General features: G+C 54.2%; 21 protein-coding genes. 12 read left to right on the top strand and 9 right to left on the bottom strand.

Translation table 11 applies throughout. The annotated features are described in order from the left end of the window. The first annotated feature begins 168 nt into the window (after window positions 1-168). Window positions 169-717 carry a cytochrome b gene (locus ACTJKS_RS13240; protein WP_041062941.1) on the top strand — a complete coding sequence of 183 codons (549 nt, stop codon included), beginning with the start codon at window positions 169-171 and terminating at the stop codon, window positions 715-717. A gap of 279 nt (window positions 718-996) precedes the next feature. Here the strand turns inward: ACTJKS_RS13240 and ACTJKS_RS13235 are convergent, their stop codons facing one another. Both ACTJKS_RS13235 and ACTJKS_RS13230 read right to left on the bottom strand, forming a co-directional pair. Continuing rightward, a complete protein-coding gene (locus ACTJKS_RS13235) occupies window positions 997-1,395 on the bottom strand; it encodes a carbohydrate-binding module family 20 domain-containing protein (protein WP_262948764.1) in 399 nt (132 codons plus the stop codon). 192 nt (window positions 1,396-1,587) lie between these two features. Next, window positions 1,588-2,127, bottom strand: a complete 540-nt coding sequence (locus tag ACTJKS_RS13230) for a thioesterase family protein (protein ID WP_262948766.1) — start codon at window positions 2,125-2,127, stop codon at window positions 1,588-1,590. A 507-nt stretch (window positions 2,128-2,634) separates the two neighbouring features. Between ACTJKS_RS13230 and ACTJKS_RS13225 the strand changes: the two genes are divergently transcribed. The 5 genes from ACTJKS_RS13225 (at window position 2,635) to ACTJKS_RS13205 (ending at window position 6,997) form a co-directional block, all read left to right on the top strand. Beyond that, complete coding sequence (locus ACTJKS_RS13225) at window positions 2,635-2,997, top strand: DUF6124 family protein (RefSeq protein WP_222015096.1); 363 nt, start codon at window positions 2,635-2,637, stop codon at window positions 2,995-2,997. A gap of 140 nt (window positions 2,998-3,137) precedes the next feature. After that, a complete protein-coding gene (locus ACTJKS_RS13220; protein WP_135296071.1) occupies window positions 3,138-4,679 on the top strand; it encodes a T6SS phospholipase effector Tle1-like catalytic domain-containing protein in 1,542 nt (513 codons plus the stop codon). Beyond that, a complete protein-coding gene (locus tag ACTJKS_RS13215; RefSeq protein ID WP_262948769.1) occupies window positions 4,679-5,335 on the top strand; it encodes a DUF2931 family protein in 657 nt (218 codons plus the stop codon). Before ACTJKS_RS13220 ends, ACTJKS_RS13215 begins: the two co-directional genes overlap by 1 nt. Window positions 5,336-5,345: 10 nt before the next feature. Next, window positions 5,346-6,002 (top strand): DUF2931 family protein, encoded by a 657-nt coding sequence (locus ACTJKS_RS13210; RefSeq protein ID WP_262948771.1) that lies wholly within the window; start codon window positions 5,346-5,348, stop codon window positions 6,000-6,002. Window positions 6,003-6,178: 176 nt separating this feature from the next. Further along, entirely contained in the window at window positions 6,179-6,997 is an 819-nt protein-coding gene (locus ACTJKS_RS13205; RefSeq protein ID WP_262948772.1) for a DUF2971 domain-containing protein, read from the top strand. 194 nt (window positions 6,998-7,191) lie between these two features. On the opposite strand, the gene ACTJKS_RS13200 is transcribed toward ACTJKS_RS13205, so the two are convergent. From ACTJKS_RS13200 to ACTJKS_RS13180, 5 genes are all read right to left on the bottom strand, one after another. After that, complete coding sequence (locus tag ACTJKS_RS13200; RefSeq protein WP_440828836.1) at window positions 7,192-10,314, bottom strand: DEAD/DEAH box helicase; 3,123 nt, start codon at window positions 10,312-10,314, stop codon at window positions 7,192-7,194. Then, window positions 10,304-11,116 carry a Hachiman antiphage defense system protein HamA gene (locus ACTJKS_RS13195; protein ID WP_440828835.1) on the bottom strand — a complete coding sequence of 271 codons (813 nt, stop codon included), beginning with the start codon at window positions 11,114-11,116 and terminating at the stop codon, window positions 10,304-10,306. The genes ACTJKS_RS13200 and ACTJKS_RS13195 overlap by 11 nt, the downstream gene beginning before the upstream one ends. Before the next feature lie 341 nt (window positions 11,117-11,457). Continuing rightward, on the bottom strand, window positions 11,458-12,564 hold the full coding sequence (locus ACTJKS_RS13190; protein ID WP_262948776.1) for a DNA alkylation repair protein: 1,107 nt from the start codon (window positions 12,562-12,564) through the stop codon (window positions 11,458-11,460). Window positions 12,565-12,566: 2 nt separating this feature from the next. Further along, the gene (locus ACTJKS_RS13185; protein WP_115989508.1) at window positions 12,567-13,172 is read right to left on the bottom strand and encodes a glutathione S-transferase; all 606 of its coding nucleotides are present in this window, start codon (window positions 13,170-13,172) and stop codon (window positions 12,567-12,569) included. Window positions 13,173-13,233: 61 nt separating this feature from the next. After that, window positions 13,234-14,142, bottom strand: a complete 909-nt coding sequence (locus ACTJKS_RS13180) for a MurR/RpiR family transcriptional regulator (protein ID WP_262948778.1) — start codon at window positions 14,140-14,142, stop codon at window positions 13,234-13,236. 402 nt (window positions 14,143-14,544) lie between these two features. Here ACTJKS_RS13180 and ACTJKS_RS13175 point away from each other — a divergent pair, with 402 nt between their 5' ends. The 3 genes from ACTJKS_RS13175 to ACTJKS_RS13165 all read left to right on the top strand — a co-directional run bounded on the left by ACTJKS_RS13175 (window position 14,545) and on the right by ACTJKS_RS13165 (window position 17,092). Then, window positions 14,545-14,949 (top strand): TraR/DksA family transcriptional regulator, encoded by a 405-nt coding sequence (locus tag ACTJKS_RS13175; protein ID WP_003225981.1) that lies wholly within the window; start codon window positions 14,545-14,547, stop codon window positions 14,947-14,949. Window positions 14,950-15,174: 225 nt separating this feature from the next. Next, window positions 15,175-16,779: a methyl-accepting chemotaxis protein gene (locus ACTJKS_RS13170; RefSeq protein ID WP_262948779.1), complete on the top strand. Its 1,605-nt coding sequence runs from the start codon at window positions 15,175-15,177 to the stop codon at window positions 16,777-16,779. 112 nt (window positions 16,780-16,891) lie between these two features. Next, the gene (locus tag ACTJKS_RS13165; RefSeq protein ID WP_007966907.1) at window positions 16,892-17,092 is read left to right on the top strand and encodes a hypothetical protein; all 201 of its coding nucleotides are present in this window, start codon (window positions 16,892-16,894) and stop codon (window positions 17,090-17,092) included. Between the two features lie 6 nt (window positions 17,093-17,098). On the opposite strand, the gene ACTJKS_RS13160 is transcribed toward ACTJKS_RS13165, so the two are convergent. Together ACTJKS_RS13160 and ACTJKS_RS13155 are read right to left on the bottom strand one after the other, a co-directional pair. Beyond that, a complete protein-coding gene (locus tag ACTJKS_RS13160; protein ID WP_041062897.1) occupies window positions 17,099-17,335 on the bottom strand; it encodes a DUF2789 family protein in 237 nt (78 codons plus the stop codon). A gap of 46 nt (window positions 17,336-17,381) precedes the next feature. Then, window positions 17,382-17,657 (bottom strand): hypothetical protein, encoded by a 276-nt coding sequence (locus tag ACTJKS_RS13155; RefSeq protein ID WP_084234098.1) that lies wholly within the window; start codon window positions 17,655-17,657, stop codon window positions 17,382-17,384. Between the two features lie 401 nt (window positions 17,658-18,058). On the opposite strand from ACTJKS_RS13155, the gene ACTJKS_RS13150 reads away from it, so the two are divergent. From ACTJKS_RS13150 to ACTJKS_RS13140, 3 genes are all read left to right on the top strand, one after another. Beyond that, on the top strand, window positions 18,059-18,529 hold the full coding sequence (locus tag ACTJKS_RS13150; protein ID WP_047294976.1) for a hypothetical protein: 471 nt from the start codon (window positions 18,059-18,061) through the stop codon (window positions 18,527-18,529). Window positions 18,530-18,537: 8 nt separating this feature from the next. Continuing rightward, a complete protein-coding gene (locus ACTJKS_RS13145) occupies window positions 18,538-18,735 on the top strand; it encodes a hypothetical protein (RefSeq protein ID WP_108184379.1) in 198 nt (65 codons plus the stop codon). A gap of 128 nt (window positions 18,736-18,863) precedes the next feature. Beyond that, window positions 18,864-19,877 carry an ABC transporter substrate-binding protein gene (locus tag ACTJKS_RS13140; RefSeq protein ID WP_262948782.1) on the top strand — a complete coding sequence of 338 codons (1,014 nt, stop codon included), beginning with the start codon at window positions 18,864-18,866 and terminating at the stop codon, window positions 19,875-19,877. Window positions 19,878-19,915 lie beyond the last annotated feature (38 nt).

Below are 19,915 nucleotides of genomic sequence, written 5' to 3'. Positions count from 1 at the left end.
GAGGCATTTCTTAACGAAGTCTGAAGGTGAAAAAAGGTTAATCAACGGGCAATCTTCAGATTGTCTTAAGACTGCAAGGGCAGGGTGGCACCGTCGGTTCGCCCTGCAACCGGATCGAGACTGTCGAACGAATCGACCGTCGCTCACGACAATCACGAGGCGCTTCTTATGACCCGCGACACCGCCGTAACCCGTTATGGAAAACTGTCAATTACGTTGCACTGGCTGATGCTGGCGCTGTTCGTCGGCGTCTATGCCTGCGTCGAAATCAAAGGCTTCATGCCCAAGGGCAGCGAAGCGCGCGGCCTGCTGATGGGCTTCCACGGCCTGTTCGGCACGAGCATCTTCATCCTCGTCTGGGTGCGCCTGCTCGGTCGCCTGACGCCACGCCCGCCGATCACCCCCAAGCCGCCAGCCTGGCAGACCGGCCTCTCGCACCTGATGCACCTGGCGCTGTACGTGCTGATGATCGCCACACCGATCTTCGCCTGGCTGATGCTCGCCGCCGCCGACAAACCGTTCCCGTACTTCGGCTTCCACGTCCCGGCACCAGTCGCCATCGACCCGGACTTCGCCAAACAACTCAAGTACTGGCATGAAACGCTGGGCAGCGCGGGCTACTGGCTGATCGGCTTGCACGCAGCGGCGGGGCTGTTTCACCACTACTGGGTGCGGGATAACACGCTGGTGCGGATGTTGCCGGGCCGTACGGAATAATCCTGATCTCCTTCAACCCCCAATCCCTGTGGGAGCGAGTTTGCTCGCGAAGGCGTCGTGTCAGCCGGCATCATCGCTGACTGACACACTGCCTTCGCGAGCAAGCTCGCTCCCACAGGTTTTTTTGTGGCGTCTTGAAGAGCGCAGCAGTTGCCCGAATAACACTTCGCGTCCACGCTATGGCATGCCAACGTCGAGCGCAGGCGTGTGGCGCTGATCAACGTGACCCGCGGCCGAGGTCAGAGTTCGAGCTTGTAGCCGCAGCGCCATACGGTCGATTCAGAAGCTTCCCGTCGCCAGAGGTGTGGGACTGAAAGCCATGGTTACTTGATTGTTGGGGGCTGTTTGCCAGGTCGTGTCGCTGGGGTTGCTGTCATTGCGGATGATACATTTCCACTCCACGACATCACCGCCTTTTACGTTGTTGAATTTTATCTTGCCGGACCAAGAGGGGTAGTCGGAAGGCGTGAGTCGAACCGCTTTGGCCGGGACCCAATTCCCTAACTCCGGCCGATCACCTACCGCGTAGACGCTATAGCCTTGTGTCGTGACGCCGTTATCACAGCGGAAATTCACCTCGAGCGAAATATACGTCCAGGTGACACCGGCATAGCCAATCATTGGCTGCAAGGCCAGCAGCAGAGCACTCATTGGCAACAAGTATCGAATGCGGCCCATGATCAGTTCCTCAGTTTTCCTTCAGTCGGGCCAGCTTAGCCCTGCGAAAACTGGAAGAGACCTGTAAGAACTGACAGTCCGTCAGACTCTTTTGCGATACCGTCACTGGCGCCTTATTCCCACCCCAAGCCGTGCGCGAAACCTGTGGGAGCGAGCTTGCTCGCGAAGACGCCAGCCCAGCCAACCCATCACTCAAACCTCCTCACCCCTGAGCTGAAGACTCATCAGATCGCAACTCGCCGACCACGACGTCAACCACGCCGGCATCTCCGGCGACTGCTCAGGCAACCCCAACGCCCTGACAAACTCACCCGGCGCAATCGTGCCTTTCGCCGACCGAAACAGCCCACGCATGACCACCACGCCGATCACCCGGCCCTTGCTCACAAACCGATGCTCCATGAAGCTCCATTTGTCGTCCCAGCCAAGCATCCGGCTGTGAATTTCAAACGCTTCAAACAGCTTCAGCTCACGCCGAAATTTGCCCCAGGTATCGCCAACAATCGGCAACGCTTTAGCGCGCAGCGCCACCCGAAACGCGCCGCTGCGCAACACAAAATCCATGCGCCCGACGTCAGCCATGGTGAAGTAGCGACCATTGGTGACGTGCCGATTCAAATCGAGCTCCAGCGGCCACACGCGCATGCGGATCACGGTGGATTCCAGCGCATTGACCGGCTTGCGCCACGGTCGGCGAAAAAGCATGCAGAGCAATCGAAACCACAGATTCATCAGTACGTCAGCCCGTTGAAAAGAGCGCTGCACTCTAGCGAGCCGAGCGATGGCGAGGTAGGTGCGTAAATGACTTTTTTGGACGGAACAGTGCATTCCGATCATTGCGGGGTGGGTGCTGGATCGGTAGCCCGTTCAACCGACGGATAAACAGGAAACAATCGGGATGTTTATGTGAAGCCTGCCGTTACCACCGAAGCCCTACAACGCCTTGCGCCATCGCCTACGAGTACGCCAGAATCCGCCGGCTTGTGCGTCTAGAGCGCGGGTTCTATCGTCTGTCGGTCGCTGAAAAACAGTGATCGGGTTTGGTAGCCCTGAGTTCTCGTAGATTGCATAAGCATCATGATTTGCAGTGTCTGTTCGACACGGCTTTATGGTGGTCATGCACAGGGCGTCTTCGGGCGCGCCGGTTTTCTACGTCCCGGTCTACCAACCTGCGCATGGCCGCCACCCTCGTTTGGTAGCGAGAGTGATGGCTCCCTTTTTTGACGTAGGAGTTTCACCATGATCAAACCAACACCCAACCCACCAGAAACCGACCTCGCATCCCCGTACGAATCCCTCGATTCCAAAAAACTCCACGAAGCCGCCGAACGCGCCCTCGACCATTACCTCACCCCGGCCACCCCAATCATGGCCAGCCCCCAAAACCCCGAACCCATGTACCTCGCCAACCCGAAGTGCGACACCGAATCCCTGCTCGCCAACGCCAGCGAAACCCTCGGCTCCGCCAGCGAAATGCTCAACAACTTCGCCGCCACACTCGACACCTCCCACCGCAAAACCGCACTGGGCATCGCCCAGGTCGTCATGCTCGGCGAACTCGCCGTAAACCAGGCCCTCGACAACGTCGAAATCGCCCACTGACCACCCCGGTGCGACGAGCCCAAACCCTCGTCGCACCCAGCAATCCCAACCGGGCTGGCACAGAGCCACGCCTTGCGCCCCCAAGCCTCGGCTGTCACCCTTCGGCCCGTTCTTCAAGGATCAGAACAAGGAATCAAGGATTGAGTGGCTACGTTCCCAACCCCCCGAAAAACTACCGCTACGAAGAAGCCAAACCCGTCGATATTCATGCCCAGCGTTGGGCTGAGTACGAGAAACACGGGAAAGAACCTGCGCGCGAGCCTGAGAAAGTCGGCATTGCGTTGAGGATTGGGGTGTTCTTTGATGGTACTGGCAACAATGCGAACAACTCCGCTGCGGGGTTGCTCTGCGGTGCTCATCATCCCATTGCGCCGCAGGATATCGATGCCAGTTGCAAGCCGTACATGAGTGATCCGGATAGCAGCTACGCCAACGACATCAGCAATGTGCAAAAACTGAGTGAGCTCTATTTCGCACCTCAGAAGGCGGAGGGCGATGGTTCGCACAAGCAAGCATTCCGCATGATTTACGTCGAGGGGATCGGTACCCGGTCAGGTGAAGAGGACAGTAAATTCGGCGCTGGCACAGGTCGAGGTGATACGGGGGTCGCGGGACGTGTCCAGCACTCTTTTGAAGAGATCAAATCGCGTATTGAAGATGTTCTGGATAACAATCCAAACAGTGAAATCACGTCTCTGACTTTCGATACGTTCGGCTTCAGTCGAGGCGCTGCGGCCGCACGGCACTTTGCAAATGAAGTCGTTCGCGGAAAACAGGGTCCCTTAGGGAATATATTCCGCAGCAATGCGAGTGACTTCAGTCGAACCTTCATTGACCAGTACAAAAGCAGTATCAATATGGGATTCATTGGTCTGTTCGACACCGTGCCTTCGATTGCTGGCTGGTCCAATCTGGGGAATGTAAAGAGTCCAGTCGCCACGGGCATCAAGCTCTACCTGGACCGTCGTTTTTTTACTGATGTCGTTCAGCTGTCCGCGCGTGATGAGTATCGGGCGAACTTTGCATTGAGTCGCGTCAAAGCCGATCACCTGGAAATCACTCTTCCAGGTGTGCATTCCGATATTGGTGGTGGCTACCGCGATGAGATTGAGGAGTGTGTACTCGTCAGTCCGATGCAAACGCTTGAGGTCTCGCAGTTTACCGATGTATCTACCACGTCCATCTATCGGGATGCTGTGTCTTTGAAAAATCAGTGGGTCTCCAAAGGCTGGTCTGAAGACATGCTGGAGATTGTTACTCCTGAAGCGCTTCTCCTACCTGTAGATCAACAAGATCGGCTCAGCCCTCGCAGGAAGCGTGTTTATGCCGCCGTACAACTCAAACGTCCTGTGAGCGGCCTTTTGTCGAGGGTGTACCTGCGAGTGATGTATAGCCTCGCAAAGGAAAAGGGCGTTCGATTCAACGAGATTCCCGGAACGGCGGCTCTGGCGGTGCCCTCAGAACTGCAGGCACTGTGTGATCGATTTGTGGCGGGTGACTACAGCACGACTCAGGATGAGGAGAAATTGCTGAAGTTGAAATACATTCATATGTCCGCTAACTGGAATCATCCACTTGGAAGAAGGGATGGCAGTGGTATCCGAGCCGTCTACATCAACGCACCCACCGAAGACATGATTCGTGTGCAACATCCCCATGTACCTGACTGGACTCTCTGGTAATGAAACTAATCGTCACCTTACTTCTTACTTTGCTCATGACCGGTTGCCAGTCTGCTGATCCGCTCTCGGCCAAAAATGATCCTAAATCCGAATGGTGGGAACTGGCTTTCACTGAACCCGATTACATGAAGGTTTGGGTGGAGGACAGTTCGGTGCAGGATATTACCGGCAGAGTCTTCTTCAGAACCGGCGGGGGGACTGCTGCTGGCGGAGAACCTGAAGACGGTACTGAGTCTGCCCGCGGCTGGACAGGGGTGGGAGGCAGCGGAAAAAGAGTGGTGGGTGCCGATCTACCCATTCGCATTTATGTCCGATGGCAATCGATCGTCGAGCAGAAAACTTGGCAAGCGTGGGTGGATATCCCTGAGGAGGCCAGACAAATAATGGTGACCTCCACAAATCAACGATGCCCGGAAAGGCCCGAAAGAACAGCGCGTTACATGGCTTCAGTTTATTTGGGGCTCGCTCCGGGTGGTGTTGTTCAGGTGTGGGTGAGGGATTCATGCCACCGACCAATCAAGGTTGCTAGAGCGCAAGGCGAAATCGACCCGCTGGGTCCGGAGCGGGGGAAAAATGGGGGTCGTTATGCCTACCCTGTGAGTGAAAAGGCCAAGCGCTATATCGACAAGTACGGCATTCCGTACGGAAGTTGGTAACAGTCATCTGATGAAACTACTTACAACGATGATTTGTGTTCTCTTGATCAGCGGGTGCCAGCCAAGTGATCCGCTATCAGCCAAAAACGACCCCAAATCTCCTTGGTGGGAGCTAGGCTTCACTGAGCCCAACTACATGAAAGTCTGGGTTGAGGACACTTCGGTCGAAGACATTAAAGGCAGAGTATTCCTGCGCTCCGGAGGTGGATCCGCCTCAGGCGGGCAGCCAGAGGATGGAACAGCATCTGCTCAAGGTTGGCACGGCGTAGGAAGTAACGGAAAAAATGTTGTTGGTGCTGATCTTCCCGAAAGGATCTATGTCCGTTGGCAATCCATTGTTGAACCGCAAACGTACAAGGTCTGGGTAGATATCCCAGAGGAAGCCAGGCGACTCATGCTTGAGTCCGTAAATCAGCGCTGCGCTAAAACACCTGAACAAAAGGGGCGCTATAGCGCGTCTCTCTACTTGGGCCTGGCGCCCGGTGGTGTCGTGCAAGTCTGGGTTCGAGACTCATGCCACCATCCTGTCAAAGTCGCCAGAGCACAGGCAGAGGTGGAACCGCTGGGGCCTAGTCAAGGTATGAACCAAGGGCGCTATGCGTATCCCGTCAGCGAAAAGTCTAAGCGGTATATCGAGAAATTCGGCATTCCGTACGGGACTTGGTAGGAGGCAGCAAGAGGACATCTCCTGCCTGTTCCTATATCGAATCATTGCTGTGTCCAACGAAGGGCCGTTTTCGGCCATAAGCGGACGTTAAAAAACGGTCGCTAATGCCAGCAGCGGATAGTGGACAGACTGATGGCGAAGCAGTAGCGTCAGGTTTTATCTAGGAATTTGAACCCATGTCATCGCCGCTGCACCTCTACAAGTACGAGCGCTTTACCGCACAGTCGCTTCAGAACCTGAAGGATCAAATAATTTATTTCACTTCCCCGCTCGCTTTCAACGACCCTTACGACTGCGCGCTTTCACCCCGAATCAAGGAGCCAACTGACGCCGATGTTGAGAAACTACGAAGCCATTACTTAGCGAAGACCGAAATCGAAAATGGAGTTCGGCGAGAGTTCGAGAAGGCATCTCCTGCTGTACTTCGGGACATGCTCCTTCGCATAGGTCGAAAAACCTTAGATGACATGATCAAAAGGTTTCTTTCACAACGTGGGGTCAGCTGCTTTTCAGAGAAGAAGGACAACTTGTTGATGTGGTCCCATTACGGCGATCATTGCAAAGGTTTCTGTCTGCAATTTTCAACTTCGGCCGATCCATTTCACAAGATTAAGAAGGTCCGCTACACACAAGACATGCCTATTATCGACATCGTTCCAATCCTATGCGGTGAAGACTCCGACCCTGTATCCGATCTCTATTGTACAAAAGCGATTGATTGGGCTTACGAGCACGAGTGGCGTGCTATTCATAGCCAAGCTGGCACGGCGTATCGGTATACTTCAGAAGCACTCACCGGCATCTACTTCGGCCCAGACATGCCCCACACTGCGATTGAGATTATCGCGTTAGTTCTCGCAGGACAAAATGAACATGTCCAGCTCTTCCAGGGTTCGCGTAGCAAGTCTAACTTCTCAGTTGAATTTCAGCCCATAAAATACATGTCACATCTGGAAGCTAAGCGGCTAGGATTGCTGGGAGTAGCAGGTACGTAATCACCCACTCAAATTGCACCCTCGAACCACGACTTCACCATAATTTTTCGCACTTAGTGTTTTGGGCAAGAGCGGTTTAAGTTCCTTCTCAAATCTTCAGAAATTACCTTTTCCTACACAGCCGATCCGAGATCGCCAAGGATAAGCAAGAAGAGCCATCAAATTCGCTGAGCGCTCCTATTCGTCAGGACAGATCAGCCAAAAAAACTTGGCGCTAAAAACGCGCTAGGCAACATTGACAGAGCATCCTTTAAAACTTCCTTGTTGTTTTTTAATATTTTGTAATCAATGATATTTTTGTTTTCTCGAACGCTTTCTAATTTCTGGCTGACGAACTTGCATACCTCTCTATCAGGGAAGCCTTGCCCATGCAACCAAATTTTGAACTCGTCTGATAGGCCGAACTTGAGCTGATTTTGAAGCAACCTTGCATGGTTAAGCAATGTTTCACTCATAGCCTTGCCTTCGACGATATCTCCGACAGCTCCAACTATTAACATCCCATCGTAAGAGAGAGAAGAGCAAAAGTCTACAATGTGCTCTTGAGTAATAGAGTAGTAAGTGTTCTTTGCCCTGAAAGAAAAACTGTTTGATTTGGCGTAAGCCAGGATCTCTGCGTAGCTGATTTCATTGCACCACTGAGCGGCAATTTTTACCGCCTCTTCCTGCGGATAGATATTAGAAGTAATTTTCTTTCTATAAAACATTGTGATTAAGGGCCAGCACACTTCAAGAAAGTCTTGAGGAGAGTCGCAAAATTCAAGTTCAAACAATTGAGACTCTATCCAACTCTCAATGTAAATAAGCTGATCAAGCCCAAGTAAGGTTCGCCCATAATAGGAGAATTTTTCTACAGGTGTCACGCTCAACCTTGAATGGATCGCAGAAAATATCGCCACCAACTGATCTTTAGCGACGTCAGTGGCAAGATAGTAAGCAAGTGTTTCGTAAGCGAGGTCTAGAAAGTACTCCGTCGACAGCAAAGTGCTGTCATCCTTCAAGGTTGACATGAAATAGCTTTCAATGGAATGAAGGACTTCCTCCTTTTTATCGAAATCTTGCATTAGCTCAATTGAGCTATCCTCAGGAATTTCGTTTTCCTCGCACCATTTACGCCATAATAATCTTTCGTTCAGCGGATTTAAAACAAAGTCGAGAACGTCATTTTCACCTTTTATCAAAGGGAATGGCTGAACTATCTCCATCAAGCTGCTCATGCAGTCTTCAGCGTTATTAAAATTCAAAAGCTTTAGTGTTCTTTCCCATTTTTTACCTCCACTCCAATGAAAGCGATTGTCGTAAATTTTTGGATCGGTAAAAATTATACTTCCTTCAGTGTGATAGCCTGCTCGTCCAGCTCGACCGATAAGGTTTTGGAACTCTCTAGTGGAAATCCTTTTACCACCTTGCATCAAGTTTGAGATTAGAAGATATTTGATAGGAAGATTCACACCCTGAGCGAGAGTCGAGGTGCAAACGACGAGGTGTCCGGCCCCCTTGTTCATAGCCCATTCAACCGCGATTCTGAGTCCATTTGGAATGGCTGAACTGTGAGGTAATACTCCCAACGGAATGGATTCAGAAAAAATGTGTTGATCTGAAAAGTGTAGATTTGACAGGAACGCAATTTTCTGTAGTTCATCGGCGTCTGAAACTGAGCTTGGTGTAGGAAGTGATAATCCTCGCTTGTACACATCTACAACATTTGAACATAGACTAATGACTGTTCTTTTATCGCCGCAAAATATAGCTGTTGGCCCTTGTTGACACAGTCGAAGTCCCAGATAGCAAGAAATGGACTGAACTTCGGTCTTTATTGGAAACAACCGAGGCCTCCATTCTTTCCCCCGCAGAGCAAGGCTTGACTGTTGGATTATCTTTGGGACATATAAGCCGCTATCGCGTTTATTGTCTGGCCGGAGGTAACTCAGTTGGCCCATATCGTGAAACCAGCTCAGAAAAGCTACACTTTTGATAGATGGCAGCCAATTACTACCTTGGATACTTAGGCTGGACTCCCCATTTAGCCAGTCGCCAATAGTTCCTGCATTAGACATAACCGCTGAAATCAATACTTTCTGCGCATTCTCAGGTATTGTTTTTTTCAGCGAAGCAATCAAGAGCTCGTAGGTTACCCCCCTTTTCCCGCTATCAAATTGATGGCCCTCGTCAAATATCAACAAGTCGATTTTTTTTGCGAGACTAGGTTCATGCCTAAGTAGATAAACTAACTTCTCCGGAGTTGAAACAATCACAGTATGATCGTGTTTTCCTTTAAAATCTTCACCAAGCAAAAATTTAAGAAATTCCTGCTCATCCTCATCCACACTTGTTACATCTCTAAGCTCGTTGATGTTTACAGGGTCATGCTCAAAGGATTCCATGAAACCCTGAGTAATTTCTCGGCATAATGCACGAAAAGGGGCGACTATCACCGCTAGTTTTGCACGGCCTGATAGAAAACCGCTCCGAATTATAAGTTCGATGGACTTGGTTTTACCCGCGCTAGTGGGCATCTGCATAACTGCTGACTCGCCCTTCAACACTCCCAGGCGTCCCACTAAGCGCTGTGCAGGCCAGAACTCCTTCATAAACTTTTCGTTTGCGAGCGTTTGATGCCATCGATTCTGCTCCAATCCGGTATACTTAGGTAAGCAAATCAATGACGAATTATTGATTTTTCTTTTGATTAGAGCATTGATAGTGTCGACCAGCAACACCTCACGATCTGAGCCGCTCGCATAGACAGTACTTCGAAATTCATTCAGCTCGTCTTCTACATCTGATAGATCTGCCTCCATATTTATAAATGCGCGGTAAGCCATTGCTAATCTGCGAATCTGGTCGTTATAGCTCCCCAATGAAGCAAGAGCGAAGTTTTGGTTCAGTTCGGATTTTAGCAACCACACTAATAAGCATTCCAGTCTGCTGCTTGTCAGCTCTGGGGGATTTGTTGCAACTGCCCTGGCTAAAACCAATGAACTACCAGGCATATCGGCAAGATAATAGGAAGCGGAGCTCAAAATCTTTAAATATTCATCTATTTCAGTTGTCAGCCGAGACAGACTTAAGGATTCAAAAAACTGTCCAGCAAGTACTAATTGTTGCTTCAGTTCTTGTTTATGTCCTTCGCGTTCATCTGAAGGGCGGGATTCAAGTGCAGCCAACTCCCCGAGCACTCCAATTGTGAATACTAGCAATCGCTTAGGATCCTGAGGAAGGTCAACGTGATATTCCTCTTCAATCCCAAACTCATACTGTTTTGCTTTAGCACGTGTGATATCAAGGATTTCACGTCCCTTATTTTCAAGCTTCATCTGCCGCTCTCCGATACAGCTCGTGAATCAGTGACATCAGCTCAGCCCCACTCACTATGAGTAGCTCCAAGCTATCGGCGCTAGGATGATTGCCAGCATGTGAGGCACTTACGACGCTCTCGTGTAGCGATGACGAGGTGTAAACTGCAGCAGCGCCATACTTACGCTTGCAAGGGAAATCAGGCTCGCGCTGGAAGCGCTCTATCAAATCGACCCCATCATAATCTCGTCGATCAAACAACCTCTGACGCATGGCATTTAAAGACTCTGCGATACGGACTTCGTCTTTAACGGAGTCATCAATTGCATTTTGAAGTACGTTGACTTTTGTCTTTTCAGTTACTTTTGCCTTGACTTCAAATATCAATAACTCATCGTTTTCACTGATTACGTTCGGCGTTTTTTTAAACGCGATTACGTCTGACCCCTTGATAGATTCATTTGCAATGATCTTACGATCATAGCGCGTTCGAGGGACTGCGTAATTTCTAATGTATTGAAGATAATCGGCTATTAGAATTTCTGCAAAATCCCCGGCTCGAATGCTAGGGCCTGGAGCAATCGATTCACCGGGAAATTTTTCGGTTATTAAATATTCAGACTTGGTCTTTGTGGGATTTTTTAAGTAACGTAGTTCTTGGTCGTTGCAATAGTGATTTCTAAAATGTCTCGCCCAATCGGACATTATGGAACTATCCATTGCGTTATGATTGAATCGATAAACTTTGATTGAGCGCCCACACGCCGAGGTATAGGTTTCATTGTGCTCAAGCCAAGTGAGGTGGGCTGCCAGCGATGTCATTGCACGTCCTATGTGTACGCCAGCATGAGGCATTCTCAACGACGTATGAAGTCATATTGCCATAACCCTTTCACCTGTACAGTGCTCGCTATCGCTTCTCCCACCGGCGAACAACCAGTCTCCGCTAGCGATTTCTTTCCTCAATCATGCACAGCGGTAGTCATAACGAATCTTGGCTCATCTCTGTTGGTGAACTTTACTCCCTATTTATTGAGGCATGAGCGGGAGCTAATGGCCGGAAGCTGTCGTTCATGAACGTCCGCTTATGGCCGAAAGCAGCCAACTTCCGTAATTCCCTATCAGCCCGAGTCCCGCCATATCAACGGAATCTCTTAGCAGTATCAATCAGCAACAATCTCAAACGCACCACTCCCCAAAACCTCCCCATTCACCAAAACCCTAACCCCATGCCGCCCCACAAAATGCCTCCGCGTCGTAAAATCCCGAATCACCTGCCGCCTCCCCACAACCACCTCCCCAAACCCCGCCAACTCCACCGTCTTCAACTTGAATACCTTCCCCGAAACCCCGCCATTCGCCTTCACATAGTCAATCGCATAATCAATCACCAACCGCTGCTCACGCGCCACCGTCGACTTCACCGTAAACGACAACGTAATCGCCTCACCCAACCTCACCACCGCCGGCTCAACCCGCACATCCAGCAACTCAACCTCTGCCTTGGCCCCCGCACCAATCACCGTCAGCGCGCGCAAATCTCCCTGTTTGATCAAGCTGCGCAGCGCCTGCTTGGCAATCCACGCCGTGTGTTTGTTCTCCAGTGGCCAGCCTTCAATCGTGTCCAGCACCCATTCCGGCTGTTCCTTGGTTACGTCATTCAGATGGTTCGCCACGGACTTGCGCACGTACAGACTCTCGTCGGCCTTCAATCGATCGAGGATGCCGGCGGTCAGTTGCGGGTTGGCTTGCACGGCTTCCAGGCGGAATGACCAGGGCAGGCGAGGGCGGGTGCCTTCGCTGGCGAGGCGGCGGACGTGGTGGTTTTGGTCTTGGGTCCAGTCGTGCATGAGTTCCAGCGAGCGTTCGAGGTCGCTACGCAGGAAGTGGCGGATGGCGAATTCGGAGGAGCCGAAGGTGGTGAAGTATTTCAGCGCTTGCATCGAGGTATCGAAGGCGTGGCCGCCGTAGCTGGCGACGTAGTGCGGCAGGCACATGCTGACGAATCCGCTGTTGAGGCGGGGGGCGAGTTGGCGCAGGACTTCGAGGGAATCTTCGTAGTCCAGCGGCAGCACGGCGTGCAGGCTTTCGCTGACGCGGGCCATGCGTTGCATCACCGACAATTCCGCCAACCCTTGGTTGGCGTGCTTGAGAAACGCCTTGGCCTTGAACGCCGGGTACACGGCGCTCATTTCGCTGGCGATGTGTTGCAGGCGTTCGGCGTTGAAGATTTCCTTTAACGCCGGGGCGGCGGTGTCGGTGGCGCTCATGGTCAGGTCATCGGGGTGCTGACGAACGCTTCGAGGGTTTCGGCGTACGCGGTGTACTGGGCGATGTGCGGGTAGCGGCGGGTGTCGATCTGGTCGGGAACGACGAGGTCGGTGAAGCTCCAGGCGACGGCGAGGCTGATGCCGGCCTGGGTCAGGGTGCCGTCGGTGGGCAGGCCGGTTTTTTCCAGTTCCTGTTCGAGGGCGGTGAAGGCGGCGGCGAGTTGGCCTTCGACGCGCTCGACCCACGGCTGGTATTGAATGTCCGCCGGGCGCAGGTTGCGTTCGTAGTAGAGCTGCACGGCTTTTTCGCAGGCGGCGAGGCTGAGGCCGATCAGGCGCAGGGCGTGGGCGCGTTGTTTGAGGTCGCTCGGCAACAGGCTTTTGCCGCTGGCGGCTTCGAGGTAGTCGAGGATGAGGGTGGAGTCCATCAGGACCACGCCATCATCGAGGATCAGTGTGGGCGCCTTGACCACCGGGTTGATCTGCTGGAATTGCTCGAAGTGGCGGAACACCGAGACCGATTCATGTTCGAGGTCGATCCCTAGGCGTTTGGCCGAGATCGCCACGCGGCGCACGTAAGGGGAGTCCAGCATGCCGATCAGTTTCATGACGCGTTCCTTCAAGTCGAACCGGTGGGAAGGCATAACCTAGCCGAGCCTGAGGCAAATGTCAGTCGTCAAAACCAGCCTGCTCGTGAATCTCATCCACATTCAATTCCAGCCGATACGCCACCGCCACAAATAACGCCTGACACAAACACAACGTCGCACTCAACGAACGAAAGGCCAATGCGCTGCCTTCATTCACCAGCAGCAGGCTGTTGGCGTTTTTGGCCAACGGCGAGAGGTGGCTGTCGGTGAGGATCAGGGTGTTGGCCTGTTGCTGGCGGGCGTAGCGCAGGCAGTGTTGGGTTTCCTTGGCGTAGGGGGTGAAGCTGATGGCGATCACCAAATCACCGCTACGCACGCTGCGCATCTGCTCGCGATAACTGCCGCCCAGCCCGGAAACCAGGTGAATGCGCTTGTGAGTGTGTTGCAAGTTGTAAACGAGGTAGTCGGCGACGGCGAAGGAGCGACGTACGCCGACGACGTAGATGTTGTCGGCGTTGACGATCAGGTCGACGGCTTTTTCGAACGCGACGTCGTCGAGTTCGCGGCCCAGGCGTTCGATGCCGGAGCGGGTGGCGTCGATGCATTCGCGGGCGAGGTCGCCGTCGCTGGCCTGCTGCGACTGGTTGGCGATCATGCTGCGGATGCGTTGCTGGTAGTTGTGCACCGGCGAGGCTTTGTGGGTATAGGCGGCACGGAACAGCGCCTGCATTTCGCTGAAGCCGCTGAAGCCGAAGCGCTGCGAGAAGCGCACGATGGCGGAGGGATGCACCTCGCATTCGCGGGCGATGTCGCTGATGCGATCGACCATGATCCGCTCGCTTTGCTGGCTCATGTAGCTGGCGATGCGTTTGAGTTGGCGCGGCAGGGTGTCGTATTCGTCGGTGATCAGTTGCAGCAGACGCTCGGCATTGATCGGGGGGCAGGCGAGGGCAGGCTCGTCGTTGGCCGGCAGATCGGGGCGGGGCATAAGTCTTCCTTCAGGCTGATCAAATCACTTTGTGGCTGATGGTAGGAGGGCTTTTGGGGTTCTGCTTGGCTGAAACGATGCACCGGGAGAAGAAAAATTGGCGATGAGGCGCCAGTGGTTAGCCGTTTGTCTTCTATATACAGCCGTTGGACTGAATTTCTTGCTATAAACGCACTCCGATGACCGCCATGACGCCTGTGTCAGAGCTGTTTACTGGGCTTGTCGGACAAATTCCCGGTATTTACAGTTGCTGAGGCCTCAAACGGGCCTTAGACTGCCGCCCCTTCGTAAATTGAGTGCCGGGTGGCGTTTGCAATAAACGATGCCTTTTCGTCGACCGGACACGGTTCGCCGGAACGCTCCCTATTTCGCCTTAATGCACGTTTTTTTATAGAGATATCAATGACAAAGGACAAGTTGCTGGCCATGCCGGCAGATGACTACATGAATGCCGAGCAACACGCTTTCTTCACTGAGCTGTTGCAGAACATGAAAGTCGAAACCCATGAGCGCATTGAGCAAAACCGTATCGCCATCGAAAGCCTGGACACTCCGGCCGACCCGGCGGACGCGGCTTCGGTTGAAGAAGAGCGCACCTGGCTGGTGAACGCGATCGATCGCGACCAGCGCATGCTGCCGCAACTGGAACAAGCCCTTGAGCGCATCAAGGAAGACAGTTTTGGCTGGTGCGACGACAGCGGCGAGGCCATCGGCCTGAAACGCCTGCTGATCAGCCCGACCACCAAGTACTGCATCGAAGCTCAAGAGCGTCACGAGCAGATCGACAAGCACCAGCGTCAGGCCTGATTCCATGGCTGCCCCCTGAATGGGGGGCGCCTGCAAAAGATCGCAGCCTTCGGCAGCTCCTAGACGAGCTGACGGGGCTGCGATCTTTGCTTTTGCTCGTCCGCGATATCTTGCGCACCGTTCCATTGACCTGCTGCAGACCCCACGACTAACGGACCATGGATAATGGCGTTCTAGTGGCGTTTAATGCAGTCACAACAATGAGAACACGCGTGGGGTGTTGAAATGACGAGAGATGGATCTCTGGTTGGGGCTTTGCCCGCACCAGTGCTGTTGCCGAAAAACCGCTGGATCGCTCCGACCCTGCAAAGCATCGCCCTGATGCTGTTGCTCGCCGGCATGACGCTGGGTGAATGGTCGCTGTACATCGGCCTGCCGCTGGCGGTGCTGATTGTCTGGCTGCCGCGCCTGCGCTCGCGTGCCATCCCCGATCTTGCCCCTGTCGATGCCGGCAGCGCGATTTCCGAACTCACTCGCGACCTTTCCTACACCACCAGTCATAACGCGCTGTCAGCCGCCGGTGTGGCGTTTTCCGTCAAGCAACTGGCGAGCAAACTGGAATCGCAACTCGACGCGGCGGCGCAGATTGTCAGCAACGCCGAAGTGATGATCGCCACCGAACACGCCACTTCGCAGCTCAGCCGTGAAGCGCTGGACGCCGCCAGCGAAGCGCATCACAGCAGCGCGGCGGGGCGCACCGAACTGGTGGATTCGATTGCGCGCATGCATCAACTCAGTCAACGCGCCAACGCCAGCCGTGAGTTGATCGAAGCCCTGAGCCTGCGCAGCGACGACATTCAACGGGTGACGCTGGTGATTCAGTCCATCGCCAGCCAGACCAATCTGCTGGCCTTGAACGCGGCGATTGAAGCGGCACGGGCCGGCGAGCATGGCCGGGGTTTTGCGGTGGTGGCGGATGAGGTGCGCGGTCTGGCGGCGCGCACGGCGTCGGCGACGGGCGAAGTCGGCGAGATGGTCGCCGATATTCAGCAGCGCACGGCGCAAGTGGTGGAGCAGATCCGCGAGCTGTCCAGTGATCTGCAGACCGGCGTCGAGCAGGTCGAGAACACCGGTCAGCATCTGGAAAACATCGCCCGGTTGGCCGCCGGGGTGGAAGGTCAGGTCGGCGAAATCGCCCGGGGTGCGGAAACCAATCGCGAGCAGCTCGACAGCCTGTTCAAGGCCATCGAACAGATGCGCAGCGATCTGGCGATCAGCGATCAGCAGACCCGGCGCCTGGCCGAGGCCGCAGTGCAGATGGAAGGCCAGGCGGAAACCATCAGCGAGCGCCTGGCCGAAGTCGGTCTGGATGACTATCACCAGCGCGTCTATGACTTGGCGCGTGAGGGCGCGAGTCAGATTGCGGCGCGGTTCGAGGCGGATGTCGAGCAGGGGCGGATCAGCCTTGAGGATTTGTTCGACCGTCAATATCAACCGATTCCCGGAACGCAACCGCCGAAGTTTCAGACCCGTTTCGACCGCTACACCGATCAGGTATTGCCGGCGATTCAGGAGCCGTTGCTGCCGCGTCATGAGGGGTTGGTGTTCGCCATCGCCTGCACGCAGCAGGGTTATGTGCCGACGCACAACCTGGCATTCAGTCAGCCGTTGACCGGTGACGCGCAGGTCGACGCGGTGGGCAACCGCACCAAGCGCAAGTTCGCTGACCGCACCGGGATTCGCTGCGGCAGTCATCAGCAAGCGGTGCTACTGCAGACGTACACCCGCGATACCGGCGAGCTGATGCATGACCTGTCGGTGCCGATCATGGTCAAGGGCCGGCATTGGGGCGGTCTGCGCCTGGGTTATAAACCGGAGAGTCCGCGCTGATCGATTGTTACCGCTCGCGCAATGAATCTGTGCACGGGCATTGCTGTTTCCTCTGCGACGAAGTCATTAACATGGCTATTAGTTAGGTAGCTAATGAAGTCGAGAGGTCAATATGTGCAGAGTCGATGTCGCGGTGATGATTGGCAGTGGCGTGCCCGCCGGATTGCGCGCGATGGGCCAGAGTGTCTGCTGGGTGGTGCTGCTCAACGGTGAGCGGCGCGGCACTGCGTTCGCCAGTCGCGACGAGGCGGAGGAGTGCAAGGCTGCCTGGCTCGCGCAATTGATGGCCGAGCCTGGCGACAGCCTGCACTGACATTTATTAACGTCCGTCGTGCAGGCGTACGTTCAACTCATCGACCATCACCGCTTCTTCGCCGTCGGCGCGCAACCACTCTTTCAGAAGTTGCGCCTGTTGCGGCGTCCAGAACTCGGCATCAATCAACTTGGTGTTGGCGTCCAGCGGATGCGCTTCGATGAAATCGTCGATTGCCTCGTTTTCCGAAGGCAGGCCCAGTTGGTCGAACAGGGTTTTCAGATCATAGGCTGGCAGTTCCATCGTTTACTCCTTTTGCGTTGGCCGGAATGGCGCTCTCGCTCGCTCTTTATCTGAGGCGGCCGTTGGACAAGAGTTCGATTCGTGATTCAAGCGAGCGGGCAAGGGCGCATGCTTCGTTATGATCTTCGCGGAAACCTCTTACACGACCGGTGGATGATTCTTTGATATGAAAGAACGCATTGCCCGCCGGAACTACCTGAAATCGAGGTCTGTGATTGCCTGGTCCGTGCTCCGCCAGTTCAGCCAAATCGGTGCCTTGCAGTACGAATGGCGAGTCAATGCCAAGGTTGGAAGGCTGGGCAAAGTGAGTCAGAGTGCACATATGAAGTCCTTTTCATGAGATAGCCGACGGTTACAGGTCGGTTCGGGTAGTCGGAAGGAGCATTGCTGCTCTAGAATCGCCAGTGTCTGTTGGCGACAGGTGCCTATCTAAAGCAATTTTTTACCGGCGATATGTCGGAAAAGGGCTTTTTTTCGTCAGCTTTTTCCCTAAAGTTTGTAGTCCGTCTTCGTTGCGCTTCAATGAAGATTTTTCCTTCAAAGCCTGGCGAACGTCGAGGCAAGTTTCTCGCCTGACTTTCCAGTAGTCTTGCGAACTTGTGATGTATGGGCGCTCCGCTTGTTTCAGGTGTACTGAAGTCAATCGGTAATAGCATCGGCCTGGCCGTTTTTTTGCCGTGCGCGTTTTGGCGCAGGGTACTTTTCAGATGTGGGGATGTTTCTTTGGCAGTCAGTAATCTCGATATGCATGCTTTGTTCGTGTTGGGTGATTTGCGTGCAAAGCTGGTCAAGCTGTTTCAATCGCGTTTTGTTTACATCACCGAACAGAACGCCGAAGGTATTTACGTGGCCGAGATCGACACCGAAAGTGCATTGGTGGTCGATGACAAACCGGGGCTCAAGCTCAAGGTCGGCGATCATTTCAGCGCGGCGGTGCTGCCCAGCCGTGAAGGCGGCAAGATGGACATCCGCTTTCGCGAAATCAAACTGACGGTGTACGGCCTGGGCGATTATGCCTTTGTCGATACAGCGGAGGGTCACGCGATCCTGTTCAAGGAAGGCCACAGCGTGGTGACGGTGTTTGCCGCGCATCAGCAATTGCAGGAAGGCCTGACCAAAACCCTGAAAGCGGTCACCGGCAAAGCCGCGAAGTGGCGCAAGGGCGAGCTGGTCACGTTCAAGGCCAGCGAGTGACTGGCGATTTGAATCGCGCTGACTTCCATTCCCGGCACCTCGACCGAGCACGTGAAGAGGCTTTGCGGCTGTTCAACGCCAAAGCCGGAATGCAAGGCGCGTGGCTGAACTGGGTGGCTGCGCAGATCTACACCTTGCGGCCTGCGGAATACGCCAGCATGGTCAGACGCGAGCTGCAAAGCTTGCAGGAAAAGTCTGAAACGTAACCTCGTCGGGATAGGGTCCCGGAAAAAGCAGGAACCTCGGCTACAGTCAGTTGACTGAGTATTCAGAGGCTTGCGGTCTTCTGCCAGGCCATCCTGCTATTGCTGTGAACAGCACGAGGTGCAAAAGCATGAAAGGATTTCGACGGCTACTGGCCGCCAGCATGGTCACGTTTGGTGTACTGACATCGGCACAACCGGTGACGGCGGCGCAAACGCCCATCCATTTTGCCGACCTGAACTGGGAAAGCGGCAGCCTGATCACCGATGTCCTGCGGATCATCGTCGAGAAAGGTTACGGCTTGCCGACGGATACGCTGCCGGGCACCACCATCACCCTGGAAACGGCGCTGGCCAACAATGACATTCAGGTCATTGGCGAGGAGTGGGCCGGACGCAGTCCGGTGTGGGTCAAGGCCGAGGCGGAGGGCAAGGTCGCCAGTCTCGGTGATACGGTCAAGGGCGCTACGGAAGGCTGGTGGGTCCCGGAGTACGTGATCAAGGGTGACCCGGCCAAGGGTATCAAGCCGCTGGCGCCAAATCTGCGCAGCGTCAGTGACCTGAAGCAATACAAGGACGTGTTCAAGGATCCGGAAAACCCGAGCAAGGGCCGTTTTCTCAACAGCCCGATTGGCTGGACCTCGGAAGTGGTGAACAAGCAGAAGCTGACCGCTTATGGCCTGCAGGATGACTACACCAACTTCCGCAGCGGGTCGGGTGCGGCGCTGGATGCCGAGATCAGTTCTTCGATCCGCCGGGGCAAACCGGTGCTGTTCTATTACTGGTCGCCGACACCGTTGCTGGGCAAATTCAAACTGGTGCAACTGGAAGAGCCACCGTTTGATGCCGAAGCGTGGAAGACCCTGACCGATGCCGATAACCCCAATCCGAAACCGACCCGTTCCCTGGCCTCGAAACTGTCGATCGGGGTGTCTACGCCGTTCCAGAAGCAGTATCCGCAGATTACCGAGTTCTTCAGCAAAGTGGATTTCCCGATTGCGCCGCTGAACAAGGCGTTGGCCGAGATGAGCGAGAAACACACTGCGCCACGGGAGGCCGCAAAGGCATTCATGAAGGCGCATCCAGAGGTGTGGCAGGCGTGGGTGCCGAAGGATGTGGCGGAGAAGGTCTCCGCCAGTTTGTAATCGCTCTCTGTAGGAGCTGCCGCAGGCTGCGATCTTTT

Origin of the sequence: Pseudomonas sp. 22189 (genome assembly GCF_052045635.1) — a bacterium.
GTDB lineage: Bacteria > Pseudomonadota > Gammaproteobacteria > Pseudomonadales > Pseudomonadaceae > Aquipseudomonas > Aquipseudomonas parakoreensis.
The sequence above is the reverse complement of the archived record's forward strand: the minus strand, read 5'-3'. Positions and strand labels throughout refer to the sequence as shown.

What these genes read in the sequence shown, in the direction of transcription:
- ACTJKS_RS13155 (WP_084234098.1), bottom strand. Translation starts at nt 17,657, where the DNA reads ATGTGCACTCTGACTCACTTTGCCCAGCCTTCCAACCTTGGCATTGAC.
- ACTJKS_RS13200 (WP_440828836.1), bottom strand. Translation starts at nt 10,314, where the DNA reads ATGAAGCTTGAAAATAAGGGACGTGAAATCCTTGATATCACACGTGCT.
- ACTJKS_RS13225 (WP_222015096.1), top strand. Translation starts at nt 2,635, where the DNA reads ATGATCAAACCAACACCCAACCCACCAGAAACCGACCTCGCATCCCCG.
- ACTJKS_RS13185 (WP_115989508.1), bottom strand. Translation starts at nt 13,172, where the DNA reads ATGAAACTGATCGGCATGCTGGACTCCCCTTACGTGCGCCGCGTGGCG.
- ACTJKS_RS13175 (WP_003225981.1), top strand. Translation starts at nt 14,545, where the DNA reads ATGACAAAGGACAAGTTGCTGGCCATGCCGGCAGATGACTACATGAAT.
- ACTJKS_RS13215 (WP_262948769.1), top strand. Translation starts at nt 4,679, where the DNA reads ATGAAACTAATCGTCACCTTACTTCTTACTTTGCTCATGACCGGTTGC.
- ACTJKS_RS13240 (WP_041062941.1), top strand. Translation starts at nt 169, where the DNA reads ATGACCCGCGACACCGCCGTAACCCGTTATGGAAAACTGTCAATTACG.
- ACTJKS_RS13160 (WP_041062897.1), bottom strand. Translation starts at nt 17,335, where the DNA reads ATGGAACTGCCAGCCTATGATCTGAAAACCCTGTTCGACCAACTGGGC.
- ACTJKS_RS13190 (WP_262948776.1), bottom strand. Translation starts at nt 12,564, where the DNA reads ATGAGCGCCACCGACACCGCCGCCCCGGCGTTAAAGGAAATCTTCAAC.
- ACTJKS_RS13195 (WP_440828835.1), bottom strand. Translation starts at nt 11,116, where the DNA reads ATGACATCGCTGGCAGCCCACCTCACTTGGCTTGAGCACAATGAAACC.
- ACTJKS_RS13170 (WP_262948779.1), top strand. Translation starts at nt 15,175, where the DNA reads ATGACGAGAGATGGATCTCTGGTTGGGGCTTTGCCCGCACCAGTGCTG.
- ACTJKS_RS13165 (WP_007966907.1), top strand. Translation starts at nt 16,892, where the DNA reads ATGTGCAGAGTCGATGTCGCGGTGATGATTGGCAGTGGCGTGCCCGCC.
- ACTJKS_RS13235 (WP_262948764.1), bottom strand. Translation starts at nt 1,395, where the DNA reads ATGGGCCGCATTCGATACTTGTTGCCAATGAGTGCTCTGCTGCTGGCC.
- ACTJKS_RS13210 (WP_262948771.1), top strand. Translation starts at nt 5,346, where the DNA reads ATGAAACTACTTACAACGATGATTTGTGTTCTCTTGATCAGCGGGTGC.
- ACTJKS_RS13180 (WP_262948778.1), bottom strand. Translation starts at nt 14,142, where the DNA reads ATGCCCCGCCCCGATCTGCCGGCCAACGACGAGCCTGCCCTCGCCTGC.
- ACTJKS_RS13205 (WP_262948772.1), top strand. Translation starts at nt 6,179, where the DNA reads ATGTCATCGCCGCTGCACCTCTACAAGTACGAGCGCTTTACCGCACAG.
- ACTJKS_RS13140 (WP_262948782.1), top strand. Translation starts at nt 18,864, where the DNA reads ATGAAAGGATTTCGACGGCTACTGGCCGCCAGCATGGTCACGTTTGGT.
- ACTJKS_RS13230 (WP_262948766.1), bottom strand. Translation starts at nt 2,127, where the DNA reads ATGAATCTGTGGTTTCGATTGCTCTGCATGCTTTTTCGCCGACCGTGG.